This window comes from Enterobacter sp. CFEC122, assembly GCF_052983755.1.
Window position 1 is genome coordinate 142,486 of the sequence record NZ_JBRIQR010000002.1, and the last position, 12,837, is coordinate 155,322.

Here is a 12,837-nt window from a genome sequence, read left to right on the forward strand (position 1 = left end):
ACCTCGCGCAAAGAGCGTCAATAAAAACAAGGCTGGTAAGTCATTTCGCACTTGCCAGCCTTTTTTTGTATAGCTAATTTAGATTGCTGATTAGGTCAGCCATCAACAACGGGTGTTGTAAGGTCATGGCAGGCCTGATATAACTGCTGCGCGGTCGCGTTGTGAAGGATTCAGGCGCGATATAAATTATAAAGAGAGGAAGAGAACAGTGAATAAATCTCAACTGATTGACAAAATTGCTGCTGGTGCTGATATTTCTAAAGCTGCAGCTGGACGTGCGTTAGATGCATTAATTGCTTCTGTTACTGAATCTCTGCAGGCTGGGGACGACGTTGCACTGGTAGGCTTCGGTACTTTTGCTGTTAAAGAGCGTGCTGCCCGTACTGGCCGCAACCCTCAGACCGGTAAAGAGATCACCATTGCTGCCGCTAAAGTGCCGGGTTTCCGTGCAGGTAAAGCGCTGAAAGACGCAGTAAACTGATTGCTTTCCCGTTTCAGGGAAGCCGGATAGTACAAGGGCGCATCGTTTGATGTGCCTTTTTTGTTTGTCCAGACCTGATTTGTGCGAGTTTATGCGAGTTGTGGGCTGACAATCGCCCCGTTTTCTTGTCACAATACGACTTTACGCGCGACGGGCAGGATTTTCCGTCAGCGTCAGGTAACCAGTCACCTACAGCGGAGTGTTGTTACACCATGATGGACAGCTTACGCACGGCTGCTAACAGTCTCGTGCTCAAGATTATTTTCGGTATCATTATCGTGTCGTTCATATTGACCGGCGTGAGCAGTTACCTTATTGGCGGTGGCGCGAACTATGCCGCAAAAGTGAATGGCCAGGAGATCAGCCGCGGCCAGTTCGAGAATGCTTTTGCCGGTGAACGTAACCGTATGCAGCAACAGCTGGGCGACCAATTCTCTGAACTGGCAGCAAACGAAGGGTATATGAAGACCCTGCGTCAGCAGACGCTGAACCGTCTTATCGACGAAGCGCTGCTGGATCAGTATGCCAAAAAACTCGGCCTTGGCATTAGCGATGAGCAGGTGAAAAAAGCCATCTTCTCCACGCAAGCCTTCCAGTCTAACGGTAAATTCGACAACGCGCGTTACAACAGCATCGTCAACCAGATGGGGATGACGGCCGATCAGTACGCGCAGGCGCTGCGTAACCAACTGACCACCCAGCAGCTCATCAATGCCGTTGTTGGCACCGATTTCATGCTCAAAGGCGAAACGGATGAACTGGCTGCGCTGGTGGCGCAGCAGCGCGTTGTACGTGAAGCGACCATTGATGTTAACGCCCTGGCGGCGAAACAGCAGGTGAGCGACGCTGACATCAACGCCTGGTACGAGCAGAACAAGAATACCTTTGTTTCTCCAGAACAGTTCCGCGTGAGCTACATCAAGCTGGATGCGGCTGCGCTGCAGGAAAGCGCGTCTGACGCGGAAATCCAGTCTTACTACGACCAGCATCAGGATCAGTTCACACAGCCGCAGCGTAACCGCTACAGCGTGATTCAGACCAAAACCGAGGCGGATGCCAAAGCGGTACTGGATGAGCTGAACAAAGGCGCTGATTTTGCGACCGTCGCGAAAGCGAAATCCACCGACATTATCTCTGCGAAAAACGGCGGCGATATGGGCTGGCTGGAAGACGCGACCACGCCGGACGAGCTGAAAAATGCGGGTCTGAAAGAGAAAGGCCAACTGTCTGGCGTCATTAAATCCTCCGTAGGTTTCCTGGTCGTGCGTCTGGACGACATCACCGCGGCGAAAACCAAGCCGCTGGCTGAGGTTCGTGACGATATCGCGGCAAAAGTGAAGCAGGAAAAAGCGCTGGATGCCTACTATGCGCTGCAGCAGAAAGTGAGTGATGCTGCCAGCAACGACAACGAATCTCTGGCGGGTGCCGAGCAGGCGGCTGGGGTGAAAGCGGTTGAGACGGGCTGGTTTGGTCGTGACAACCTGCCGGAAGAGCTGAACTTCAAACCGGTTTCTGATGCCATCTTCAACGGTGGTCTGGTTGGTGAGAACGGCACGCCGGGCAGTAACTCAGACATCATCACCGTCGATGGCGATCGTGCGTTTGTGCTGCGCGTCAGCGAGCACAAGCCAGAAGCGGTCAAACCGCTGGCGGAAGTGAAGGATCAGGTCGTCGCTCAGGTTAAGCACAACAAAGCGGAACAGCAGGCGAAACTGGATGCTGAGAAGATTCTGGCCGATCTGAAAGCGGGTAAACAGGACGCGCTGAAAGCGGCTGGCCTGAGCTTCGGTGAAGCGAAAACGCTGAGCCGTACCGGTCAGGACCCTATCAGCCAGGCCGCGTTTGGCCTGACTCTGCCGGCGAAAGACAAGCCAAGCTTCGGCACCACTACCGATATGCAGGGTAACGTCGTTCTGCTGGCGCTGGATGAAGTGAAAGCCGGCACTCTGCCAGACGCGCAGAAGAAGGCGATGGTCCAGGGGATTACCCAGAACAATGCCCAGATTGCCTTCGAAGCCATGATGAGCAACTTGCGTAAAGAGGCCAAAATTAAGCTGGGCGATATCATTACTCAGCAGCAATAATTACGTATCTGCTCGCAGATTTTCGCAACGCTCTGCAATAATTAAAGGCCGCTTTCGCGGCCTTTTCCATTTCTGCACTCTGCTGTTTGTGCCTCTTTTATCGGGCGGCTATCGTGACGTGGCTGTCTACAAACAAGGAGATAACAGCATGAAATGTGGAATCAAAGCACTGTTTATTACGCTGGCTATTGCCACCACCGGGCTGAACGCGGGCGCACTGGCGGCGACACCTGCCGCTAAACCACAGGCGGTACAGAGTAAAAACGACACCGCAGCGCCGGGGCAGGGGCAAACCAAAGCGGCTGACGTTGGTAAAAACGTGGATGATGACGGTACGCGAGTCAGCATCAATTCGGCCTCTGCGGAAGAGCTGGCCCGCGTGATGAATGGCGTCGGGCTGAAAAAAGCGCAGGCCATCGTAAGCTATCGTGAAGAGTATGGTCCTTTCAAAACGGTCGACGATCTCAAGCAGGTTCCCGGCATGGGGAGCGCGCTGGTTGAGCGCAACCTCGCACACCTGACGTTGTAATCTCACAATTACTTGCACAGCGGCAAAATTTTGCCAGGATAAAGAGGTCATACCAGTTATGACCTCTCATCCTACAATAACAGTAAAGGCTATTGCGCTATGCAGACAAAAATAAAAGTACGCGGTTTTCACCTCGACGTTTACCAGCATGTGAACAATGCCCGCTACCTGGAGTTTCTTGAGGAAGCGCGCTGGGACGGGCTGGAAAACAGCGAAAGCTTTCAGTGGATGACCGCGCACAACATCGCGTTCGTGGTCGTCAATATTAATATCAACTACCGTCGCCCTGCCGTGTTGGGCGATGTGCTCACGGTGACCAGCCAGGTGCAGCAGATCAATGGCAAAAGCGGCGTGTTAAGCCAGGTGGTTAAGCTCGATCCGGAAGGGCAGGTGGTGGCTGATGCGTTGATCACCTTTGTCTGTATCGATCTGAAAACGCAGAAAGCGCTGCCGCTGGAAGGGGAATTGCGCGAAAAGCTGGAACTGATGATCGTGTAACACAGGTTCAGGCTTACCCGTGCTGTCGACACCTGTTATGCGACAGCACGGTCAGGTCGCCCTATTTAAGCCCGGTTTTTTTCTGCATTGCGGCCATCACGCCGGCTTTATCGGCAAGATAATGGTTCAGCCCGTTAGCGCGCAGATTACAGGCGGCGCACTGGCCGCAACCGTCGCCTTTAATGCCGTTGTAGCAGGTGAGGGTTTCGCTGCGAACCAGGTCCAGCTTGCCCCAGTAGTCAGCCAGCGCCCAGGTTTCGGCTTTATCCAGCCACATCAGCGGGGTTTCAAAGCGCGTCTCTTTCGCCATCCCCAGATTGACGGCGTGATTTAACGCCTTCACGAACTCATCACGACAGTCCGGGTAGCCGGAGAAGTCTGTTTCACACACGCCCGTGATCACCGCTTCGGCTTTTACCTGGTAGGCATAAATTGCCGTCAGGGTGAGGAACAGAATATTGCGGCCCGGCACGAAGGTATTCGGAATGCCGCTGGCATCGGGTTCGTAGTCCGGGACGGGAATACTGTCCCGGGTGAGGCTACTCACGGCCAGTTCATTTAACAGCGTAACGTCCAGCACCTTGTGCGCGCGTGCGCCCAGTTTCAGGGCCAGTTCACGGGCAACGTCGATCTCAGCGCGATGGCGCTGACCATAATCGAAAGTGACACAGTGAACTTCATCGTACTGATGAAGAGCCTGGACCAGGCAGGTAGTAGAGTCTTGTCCTCCGCTGAACACGACGACGGCACGTTTCATAAATCATCTCGACTGTTACGGTAAAAACGTTATGTTACCGTCTGCCTGTGGCGGCGACCAGCTTCTTCACGATTTAGGGGCGGGCAGCCAGGCTTCGGTAAAATCAAACCAGCCGCGGGTGTTGAGGCGAATCCCATTCACGCCCGGCGGCGCGCTGATCTGGTACTGATAATTAAAGAGCGGCGTCAGCACCGCATTTTCCATTAATCGGCTAAAAATGGCCTTCAGGCCCGCGTGCCGATCCCGAGCTTCGGCCTGAGTCTGTACCGCATCCAGCGTGGCTTGCAAATGGGCGTACGCCGGTGCGCTTAACACGTGTGGCCAAAGCGTATCGCAGCGCAGCCACTGCTCAAGCGTATACGCTGGCGCTTCGCCAATCAGCCTGTCGCCCATCATGATGTCTGCTTCGGCAAGCTGCTGGCATCCGTCCCACGTCTTGGCGTCATGAAAGATGACAGTCAGCTCACAACCCTGTAGCGCCAGGTACGTCTTCAACTGGCTGGCCATGGTGTGAAGCTCAACGGGAAGATGGTAAACCAGCGTCAGTGCTTCAGGCAGGGCAACATCGGTTAAATCAGTCCATTCGGGGATTGTCCAGCCGGGAAGCAGTTCCCCGGTGGGGGTGATGAGCCCTTCGTTTAGCGGAAGCGTGTGGAGAAGCCTGGAGTGATGAATGATATTAATCAGCCGCTTTGCCTGGTTCTCACTCAGGCGTGCGCTCTGTTTTAGCGTGAGGTAACAGAACCCCAGGCTGGTGCTGCTGCTTACCAGCCGCAGACTTTCCAGCTCGTCGGCCTCACCAATCGCGATTTGCACCGGGTGACGGCAGCTGGTACCCAACCTGTGATCAAAAAGCTGGGGTGTGATCCAGTATTCGATGGCTTTGAGCAGCGGATGGCTCAGGTGGTACTGCTCATGGCTTTCCAGACGAACCAGGTCGGGTTCAAAGGCGACCAGCCGAAAGGGGCCGCTGCCAATCGTCGAATGGTCGGGATGCGCCAGACGGCTACAGTAGGTTGCCAGCCTGTGCGGCAGCCAGTAGTCCGGATGATGCAGCGTAAACGTCAGGCACTGCGGATGCGTTGTTTCGATACAGAGGACGCTCTGAAACAGGGTGCGCAGGGCGGGAAGCGTCAACAGCGCGGTCAGGCTCCGCTGGAGATGCGCCGTTTCAATTTTATCGCCGTTATGCCAGTGCAGCGTGGAGCGAATGTAGAAATGCCAGCGCAGCCCATCATCCGACACATCCCAGTGATGCGCCAGATCGCCCGTCGGCTCACTGCTGTTGCCGTGAAATCGCGTCAAACCTGAGAAGACTTGCCCTGCCAGATGCTGCTCTGCCCGACCCGGTAAAAAGCCCGGCTGAAGCGGCTCCAGTGAGCGGTAGTAGGGGATGCGCAGCGTCGGCGTGTCGTTTTGCCACTGCCCACCCAAAAACGGGTGCAGCAGCGCACGCAAATCTTCGGGAGCAAGCTGCGCCAGCTCGAGGGCGTTATGCTGCTGCCCGCTTTTTAGCGCTTCTTCCATCATCGTATTGCGCAGTGATTCCGGAGTGACGTGAAACGTCAGCGCACCGCGCCTTCCACGCCCGGACTGCGCGCGCCAGGTCAGCCAGCCCGCCTCCTGGGCCTGACGCAGCAGAGTACGGACATGTCGCTCGCTACAAAAGCAGCGGCTGGCAAGTTCATTTACGGTTACCTGCTGCGGCGCGCCAGCGGAAGGTTGCCACAGGCGTTGATACTGGTTAAGACGGTTAAGCTGGCGCATAAGAAACCCGGAACAATAATTCTCATCTATTCACTATTACTTCCGTATATCTCACACGATACTGATGCACAAGTTAACCGCATCACATTTCGGGAGTAATCATGGCTCGGCTCGCTGCATTTGATATGGACGGTACGCTGTTAATGCCGGATCACCGTTTAGGGGAGAAAACCCTGAACACGCTGAAGCGCCTGCACGAGCGTAATGTCACCCTGACGTTTGCCACCGGGCGTCATGTTCTGGAAATGCGCCATTTGCTGGGCGCGTTTGCCCTCGATGCCTTTCTGATCACCGGCAACGGGACGCGAATTCACTCTGTAGAAGGCGATGTGCTGTACCGACAGGATCTCAACCCGGAAGTGGCGGATATCGTGCTGCACAGTACCTGGGACACGCACGCCAGCATCCACGTCTTTAACGATCGGGGCTGGTTTACCGGAAGCGACATCCCGGAATTATTGCACGCGCATGTGTATAGCGGTTTTAAATACCAGCTTATCGATCTGCGTCGGATCCCCGCCCATGCGGTGACCAAGATCTGCTTCTGCGGCGATCACGACGATCTCTGTCGCTTACGGATCCAACTGAATGAGGCGCTGGGCGACCGGGCGCACCTGACCTTCTCGGCGGTGGATTGCCTGGAAGTGCTGCCGGTGGGCTGCAACAAAGGTTCCGCTCTGGCGGTGCTGAGCGACCACCTGGGATTAACGCTGCAGGAGTGTATGGCGTTCGGTGACGCCATGAACGACCGCGAAATGCTGGGTAGCGTAGGTCGCGGTCTGATCATGGGGAATGCGATGGCGCAGCTGAAAGCAGAACTTCCCCATCTGCCGGTTATCGGTCACTGCCGTAATGAAGCAGTGTCCCATTTTTTGACGCATTGGCTGGACAATAACAACCTCCCCTATTCCCCCGAATAGTGAGACCCTTCCAGCAAGCCAGACTTCGGTCTGGCTTTTTTTATTTCAGCAGTTGAGCAATCTGCGCCTTCCAGGGGGCGATATCACCGATGTTGGCCTGCACCCACTCCGCATTGTAGTAGGTCTCGAGATAACGCTCGCCGCTGTCGCACAGCAGCGTGACGATGGAACCGGTGCGTCCCGCTTCGCGCATACGTGCGGCAAGCTGCAGCGCGCCCCACATATTGGTGCCCGTCGAGGCGCCCACTTTGCGGCCCAGCTGCGTTTCCAGCCAGTGCGCCGTTGCCACGCTGGCGGCATCCGGCACGCGCATCATCTCGTCCACCACGTCGGGGATGAAAGAGGGCTCGACGCGCGGACGGCCAATCCCTTCAATTTTACTCCCCACCGGGCTGCGCAGACCGGCATCGCGGTTTTGCCAGTAGTCGAGGAACACGGAGTTCTGCGGGTCAACTACCATCAGCTGGGTATCGTAACCCTGACAGCGGATATAGCGTCCGATCGTGGCTGACGTACCGCCGGTACCGGCGCTCATCACAATGTAGGACGGAACCGGATGCGGTTCGTGGGTCATCTGGCGGAAGATACTGTCGGCAATGTTGTTATTACCGCGCCAGTCCGTCGCGCGCTCGGCGAAGGTGAACTGGTCCATATAGTGGCCGTTCAGCTCACGGGCCAGCATTTCGGAGGCGGCGTAGATTTCGCAGGCGCTTTCCACAAAGTGGCAGCGACCGCCGTAAAATTCGATCTGTTCGATTTTGCGTTTTGCGGTGCAGGAGGGCATCACCGCAATAAACGGCAGGCCCAGCAGGCGGGCGAAATAGGCTTCGGACACCGCCGTTGAACCGGAAGAGGATTCAATGATGGTGGTGCCTTCTTTAATCCAGCCGTTACATAAACCGTATAAAAACAGCGAGCGCGCCAGGCGATGCTTCAGGCTGCCGGTAGGATGGGTGCTTTCATCTTTCAGATAGAGCTGAATGCCGTCAAATCCCGGCAGGGAAAGGCGAATCAGGTGCGTATCCGCCGAGCGCTGATAGTCGGCATTGATTTCGCTGATCGCATGTTTAACCCAGGTGCTATTCATCGTCGTTATCCGTTTGTCATTTTGTGCCTAGCATAGCGAAAAGCACAGAAAAAATTGTTGCTATCTGGCCTTTAAAATAGAATTAAGGGAGAAAAATTTTCTCTGTGAGGTGGGTATGCTAGATAAAATTGACCGCAAGCTCCTTTCATTGCTGCAAAGTGACTGTACCCTCTCTTTGCAGGCGCTGGCAGATGCCGTTAATCTGACCACCACCCCGTGCTGGAAGCGGCTTAAGAAGCTGGAAGATGACGGTATTCTTCTGGGGCGCGTCGCGCTGTTAGATCCTGAAAAACTGGGGCTTGGGTTGACGGCATTTGTGCTGATAAAAACCCAGCATCACAGCAGCGAGTGGTATTGCCGCTTCGTTACCCAGGTGTCTGAGATGCCCGAAGTGCTCGGTTTCTGGCGTATGGCCGGCGAGTACGATTACCTGATGCGCGTCCAGGTGGCCGACATGAAGCGTTATGATGACTTCTACAAGCGGCTGGTGAACAGCGTGCCGGGGTTATCGGACGTCACCTCAAGCTTCGCCATGGAACAGATTAAATACACCACAGCATTACCCATTGAATAACTTCGTAAAATACCTTCAGGAACAAACCGCGTGCGATTATTTGCCCAATTAAGCTGGTACTTTCGTCGGGAGTGGCAACGCTACCTCGGTGCAGTCGCCCTGCTTATTATTATTGCTATCCTGCAGCTGATCCCGCCGAAAGTGGTGGGCTACGTCGTGGATGGCGTCACCGAACAGCATTACACCACCGCACGGGTGTTGATGTGGGTTGGCACGCTGGTGCTGACGGCGGTCATTGTTTATCTGCTGCGCTACGTCTGGCGCGTGCTGCTGTTTGGTGCGTCCTATCAGCTGGCCGTTGAGCTGCGTGAAGATTTTTATCGCCAGCTGAGTCGACAGCATCCCGAATTTTATCTGCGCCATCGCACCGGGGATCTTATCGCGCGCGCGACTAACGACGTCGATCGCGTGGTCTTTGCCGCCGGGGAAGGGGTGCTGACGCTGGTGGACTCGCTGGTAATGGGCTGCGCGGTGCTGATCGTCATGTCCACGCAGATCAGCTGGCAGCTGACCCTGCTGGCGCTGCTGCCGATGCCGCTCATGGCGCTGGCGATCAATCGCTACGGCGAACAGCTGCACGAGCGCTTCAAGCTGGCGCAGGCGGCGTTTTCGTCGCTGAACGATCGCACCCAGGAGAGCATGACCAGCATCCGCATGATCAAAGCGTTTGGTCTGGAAGACCGGCAGTCCGCGCTGTTTGCCGCCGATGCGGCCGACACGGGGGCGAAAAACATGCGCGTCGCGCGTATTGACGCGCGATTTGATCCAACGATTTATATCGCAATTGGCATGGCAAATATGCTGGCGATTGGCGGCGGGAGCTGGATGGTGGTGCAGGGCACGCTCACCCTGGGCCAGTTGACCAGCTTTGCCATGTATCTGGGGCTGATGATCTGGCCGATGCTGGCGCTGGCCTGGATGTTTAACATCGTGGAGCGCGGCAGCGCCGCCTACAGCCGTATTCGCGCCATGCTGGCCGAAGCGCCGGTGGTCAATGACGGCAGCGAAGCGTTGCCGGAAGGACGCGGCGTCATGAAAGTCGACGTCCGCAAGTTTATCTATCCGCAAACGGAACATCCGGTACTGGAGAACGTCAGTTTTACCCTTCAGCCGGGCCAGATGCTCGGCATCTGCGGCCCGACGGGCTCCGGTAAAAGTACCGTACTCTCGCTGCTCCAGCGCCACTTTGACGTCACGCAGGGCGATATTCGCTTCCATGATATTCCGCTCACCAGCCTGCTGCTGGATGAGTGGCGTGGTCGCCTGGCGGTTGTCAGCCAGACGCCGTTTCTTTTTTCTGACACCGTGGCGAACAACATCGCGCTTGGGTGCCCTGCGGCAACGCAGGAAGAGATCGAGCATGTGGCGCGTTTAGCCAGCGTGCATGATGACATTTTGCGCCTGCCGCAGGGCTACGAAACGGAAGTCGGGGAACGCGGCGTCATGCTGTCCGGCGGGCAAAAACAGCGTATCTCCATTGCCCGCGCGCTGCTGCTCAATGCGGAAATCCTGATTCTGGACGATGCGCTCTCCGCCGTTGACGGCCGTACCGAGCATCAGATCCTGCATAACCTGCGCCAGTGGGGCGACGGACGCACGATAATTATCAGTGCCCACCGTTTGTCAGCGCTTACCGAAGCCAGCGAAATTCTGGTTTTGCAGCACGGCCATATTGCCCAGCGCGGGCAGCATGAAACGCTTGCCGAGCAGCCGGGCTGGTATCGCGATATGTACCGCTATCAGCAGCTTGAGGCGGCGCTGGACGATGCGCCGGAGCAGGATGAGGAGGCCGCCAATGCGTAAGCTCGGAACGATGTGGCCGACGCTCAAACGTCTGCTGGCCTACGGCTCGCCGTGGCGTAAACCGCTCTCCGTTGCCGTGCTTTTACTCTGGATTGCGGCGATTGCCGAAGTGAGCGGACCGCTGCTCATCAGCTATTTCATCGACAATATGGTCGCCAAAAGCTACCTGCCGCTCGGGCTGGTGGCGGGGTTAGGCGTGGCCTACGTTGGCTTACAGCTGATGGCGGCAGGATTGCACTATGCGCAGTCGCTGCTGTTTAACCGTGCAGCCGTGGGCGTGGTTCAGCAGTTGCGTACCGATGTGATGGACGCGGCGCTTCGCCAGCCGCTCAGCGAGTTTGATATCCAGCCGGTTGGGCAGGTGATTTCGCGCGTGACCAACGATACCGAGGTGATCCGCGATCTGTACGTCACCGTGGTGGCAACCGTGCTGCGCAGCGCGGCGCTGATTGGCGCGATGCTGGTGGCGATGTTCAGCCTCGACTGGCGCATGGCGCTGGTGGCGATCACCATCTTCCCGGCGGTGCTGATCGTCATGGTGATTTACCAGCGTTACAGCACGCCAATTGTGCGCCGGGTGCGCGCCTATCTGGCCGATATCAACGATGGCTTCAACGAAGTGATCAACGGCATGAGCGTCATCCAGCAGTTCCGCCAGCAGGCGCGCTTTGGCGAGCGCATGGGCGAAGCCAGCCGTTCGCACTATATGGCGCGTATGCAGACGCTGCGCCTGGACGGTTTCCTGCTGCGACCGCTGCTGAGCCTGTTCTCGGCGCTGGTGCTTTGCGGGCTGCTGATGCTCTTTGGCCTGAGCGCAAACGGTACGATTGAAGTGGGTGTGCTGTACGCTTTCATTAGCTATCTGGGACGCCTTAACGAGCCGCTGATCGAACTCACTACGCAGCAATCGATGCTGCAACAGGCGGTTGTCGCCGGTGAGCGCGTCTTTGAGCTGATGGACAGGCCGCGCCAGGCCTACGGCAATGACGAGCGACCTCTGCAAAGCGGGGCTATCACCTTTGATAACGTCTCATTTGCCTATCGCGAAGACCGTCTGGTGTTGCAGGAGATTATGCTCGATGTGCCGTCACGCGGTTTCGTCGCGCTGGTGGGCCATACCGGCAGCGGTAAAAGCACGCTCGCCAGCCTGCTGATGGGCTACTATCCGGTCACGCAAGGCGAAATCCGCCTCGACGGACGTCCGCTCGCGTCGCTTAGCCACACGGTGTTACGCAAAGGCGTTGCGATGGTGCAGCAGGATCCGGTCGTGCTGGCCGATACCTTCTACGCCAACGTAACCCTGGGACGGGACTATTCAGAAGCGCAGGTTTGGGCGGTACTGGAAACGGTGCAGCTGGCAGAGCTGGCGCGCGGGTTCAGCGACGGGATCAACACGAAGCTGGGCGAGCAGGGCAACAATCTCTCCGTGGGGCAAAAACAGCTCCTGGCGCTGGCGCGCGTCCTGATTGAAACGCCGCAGGTGCTGATTCTGGACGAAGCCACGGCCAGCATAGATTCTGGAACCGAGCAGGCGATTCAGCAGGCGCTGGCCGCCGTACGCGACCACACGACGCTGGTGGTGATTGCTCACCGGCTCTCCACCATCGTCGACGCGGACACGATTCTGGTGCTGCATCGCGGACAGGCCGTGGAGCGCGGTACGCACCGCGAGCTGCTGGAAGCACAAGGGCGCTACTGGCAGATGTACCAGCTGCAGCTGGCGGGCGAAGAGCTGGCCGCCAGCGTGCGTGATGAAGAGTCCCTTAGCGCCTGATGCACTAAAATGAGGCGCCGCGCTAACAGTCATTCCTGTTGGTGCAAAACTGAAACGCACCCTGCACCGGCATGGTGCGTTTTTTTTCACCGGTTCATTTATCAGAACCGTGTAACGCACATCGCACCGCGATTCCCTCACGTTTTCATTTCTGGCACATCCCTTGCAATACCTTCCGCGTAAGCTGCGGCCATTACCGAATTCTGACTGGAGGGGATCTATGAAGCTGGTTACGGTTGTAATCAAACCATTCAAACTCGAAGACGTGCGTGAAGCATTGTCTTCAATGGGTATTCAGGGACTGACTGTCACCGAAGTGAAAGGCTTTGGTCGTCAGAAGGGTCATGCCGAGCTTTATCGCGGGGCGGAATACAGCGTTAACTTTCTGCCAAAAGTAAAAATTGATGTCGCGATTGCTGACGATCAGCTTGATGAAGTCATTGATGTCATTAGCAAAGCGGCCTACACCGGCAAAATTGGCGACGGCAAAATTTTCGTTGCCGAACTGCAGCGCGTCATTCGCATCCGTACCGGCGAATCTGACGAAGCGGCACTGTAATTAA

Annotated in this window: 12 protein-coding genes; 9 read left to right on the top strand and 3 right to left on the bottom strand. The window is 56.5% G+C overall.

Annotated elements, in window-relative coordinates; translation table 11 throughout:
* Window positions 1-208: 208 nt before the first annotated feature.
* The 4 genes from hupB (at window position 209) to ACVCAM_RS02550 (ending at window position 3,592) form a co-directional block, all read left to right on the top strand.
* Window positions 209-481, top strand: a complete 273-nt coding sequence (gene hupB, locus ACVCAM_RS02535; RefSeq protein ID WP_002444653.1) for a nucleoid-associated protein HU-beta — start codon at window positions 209-211, stop codon at window positions 479-481.
* Window positions 482-693: 212 nt separating this feature from the next.
* Complete coding sequence (gene ppiD / locus ACVCAM_RS02540) at window positions 694-2,565, top strand: peptidylprolyl isomerase (protein ID WP_023326792.1); 1,872 nt, start codon at window positions 694-696, stop codon at window positions 2,563-2,565.
* A 148-nt stretch (window positions 2,566-2,713) separates the two neighbouring features.
* Window positions 2,714-3,094, top strand: a complete 381-nt coding sequence (locus ACVCAM_RS02545) for a helix-hairpin-helix domain-containing protein (RefSeq protein WP_055321810.1) — start codon at window positions 2,714-2,716, stop codon at window positions 3,092-3,094.
* A 99-nt stretch (window positions 3,095-3,193) separates the two neighbouring features.
* Complete coding sequence (locus ACVCAM_RS02550; RefSeq protein WP_447093522.1) at window positions 3,194-3,592, top strand: YbgC/FadM family acyl-CoA thioesterase; 399 nt, start codon at window positions 3,194-3,196, stop codon at window positions 3,590-3,592.
* Between the two features lie 61 nt (window positions 3,593-3,653).
* Here the strand turns inward: ACVCAM_RS02550 and queC are convergent, their stop codons facing one another.
* On the bottom strand, window positions 3,654-4,349 hold the full coding sequence (gene queC / locus ACVCAM_RS02555; RefSeq protein ID WP_008503311.1) for a 7-cyano-7-deazaguanine synthase QueC: 696 nt from the start codon (window positions 4,347-4,349) through the stop codon (window positions 3,654-3,656).
* Window positions 4,350-4,415: 66 nt separating this feature from the next.
* Window positions 4,416-6,116 carry an SgrR family transcriptional regulator gene (locus ACVCAM_RS02560; RefSeq protein ID WP_023293160.1) on the bottom strand — a complete coding sequence of 567 codons (1,701 nt, stop codon included), beginning with the start codon at window positions 6,114-6,116 and terminating at the stop codon, window positions 4,416-4,418.
* Window positions 6,117-6,217: 101 nt separating this feature from the next.
* Between ACVCAM_RS02560 and cof the strand changes: the two genes are divergently transcribed.
* Window positions 6,218-7,036 (top strand): HMP-PP phosphatase, encoded by an 819-nt coding sequence (gene cof / locus ACVCAM_RS02565; RefSeq protein WP_025912629.1) that lies wholly within the window; start codon window positions 6,218-6,220, stop codon window positions 7,034-7,036.
* Between the two features lie 40 nt (window positions 7,037-7,076).
* Here the strand turns inward: cof and ACVCAM_RS02570 are convergent, their stop codons facing one another.
* Complete coding sequence (locus tag ACVCAM_RS02570; RefSeq protein ID WP_008503308.1) at window positions 7,077-8,123, bottom strand: PLP-dependent cysteine synthase family protein; 1,047 nt, start codon at window positions 8,121-8,123, stop codon at window positions 7,077-7,079.
* 115 nt (window positions 8,124-8,238) lie between these two features.
* On the opposite strand from ACVCAM_RS02570, the gene ACVCAM_RS02575 reads away from it, so the two are divergent.
* From ACVCAM_RS02575 to glnK, 4 genes are all read left to right on the top strand, one after another.
* Entirely contained in the window at window positions 8,239-8,697 is a 459-nt protein-coding gene (locus ACVCAM_RS02575) for an Lrp/AsnC family transcriptional regulator (protein ID WP_008503307.1), read from the top strand.
* Window positions 8,698-8,727: 30 nt separating this feature from the next.
* A complete protein-coding gene (locus ACVCAM_RS02580) occupies window positions 8,728-10,500 on the top strand; it encodes a SmdA family multidrug ABC transporter permease/ATP-binding protein (protein WP_025912630.1) in 1,773 nt (590 codons plus the stop codon).
* Window positions 10,493-12,274 carry a SmdB family multidrug efflux ABC transporter permease/ATP-binding protein gene (locus ACVCAM_RS02585; RefSeq protein WP_025912631.1) on the top strand — a complete coding sequence of 594 codons (1,782 nt, stop codon included), beginning with the start codon at window positions 10,493-10,495 and terminating at the stop codon, window positions 12,272-12,274. Before ACVCAM_RS02580 ends, ACVCAM_RS02585 begins: the two co-directional genes overlap by 8 nt.
* 220 nt (window positions 12,275-12,494) lie before the next feature.
* The gene (gene glnK, locus ACVCAM_RS02590) at window positions 12,495-12,833 is read left to right on the top strand and encodes a P-II family nitrogen regulator (RefSeq protein ID WP_008503304.1); all 339 of its coding nucleotides are present in this window, start codon (window positions 12,495-12,497) and stop codon (window positions 12,831-12,833) included.
* Window positions 12,834-12,837: the final 4 nt, after the last annotated feature.

Bases quoted from the DNA above. Each gene is read 5' to 3' on its own strand.
- ACVCAM_RS02545 (WP_055321810.1), top strand. From the start codon at position 2,714: ATGAAATGTGGAATCAAAGCACTGTTTATTACGCTGGCTATTGCCACC.
- ppiD (WP_023326792.1), top strand. From the start codon at position 694: ATGATGGACAGCTTACGCACGGCTGCTAACAGTCTCGTGCTCAAGATT.
- queC (WP_008503311.1), bottom strand. From the start codon at position 4,349: ATGAAACGTGCCGTCGTCGTGTTCAGCGGAGGACAAGACTCTACTACC.
- ACVCAM_RS02570 (WP_008503308.1), bottom strand. From the start codon at position 8,123: ATGAATAGCACCTGGGTTAAACATGCGATCAGCGAAATCAATGCCGAC.
- ACVCAM_RS02575 (WP_008503307.1), top strand. From the start codon at position 8,239: ATGCTAGATAAAATTGACCGCAAGCTCCTTTCATTGCTGCAAAGTGAC.
- cof (WP_025912629.1), top strand. From the start codon at position 6,218: ATGGCTCGGCTCGCTGCATTTGATATGGACGGTACGCTGTTAATGCCG.
- ACVCAM_RS02560 (WP_023293160.1), bottom strand. From the start codon at position 6,116: ATGCGCCAGCTTAACCGTCTTAACCAGTATCAACGCCTGTGGCAACCT.
- glnK (WP_008503304.1), top strand. From the start codon at position 12,495: ATGAAGCTGGTTACGGTTGTAATCAAACCATTCAAACTCGAAGACGTG.
- ACVCAM_RS02585 (WP_025912631.1), top strand. From the start codon at position 10,493: ATGCGTAAGCTCGGAACGATGTGGCCGACGCTCAAACGTCTGCTGGCC.
- ACVCAM_RS02550 (WP_447093522.1), top strand. From the start codon at position 3,194: ATGCAGACAAAAATAAAAGTACGCGGTTTTCACCTCGACGTTTACCAG.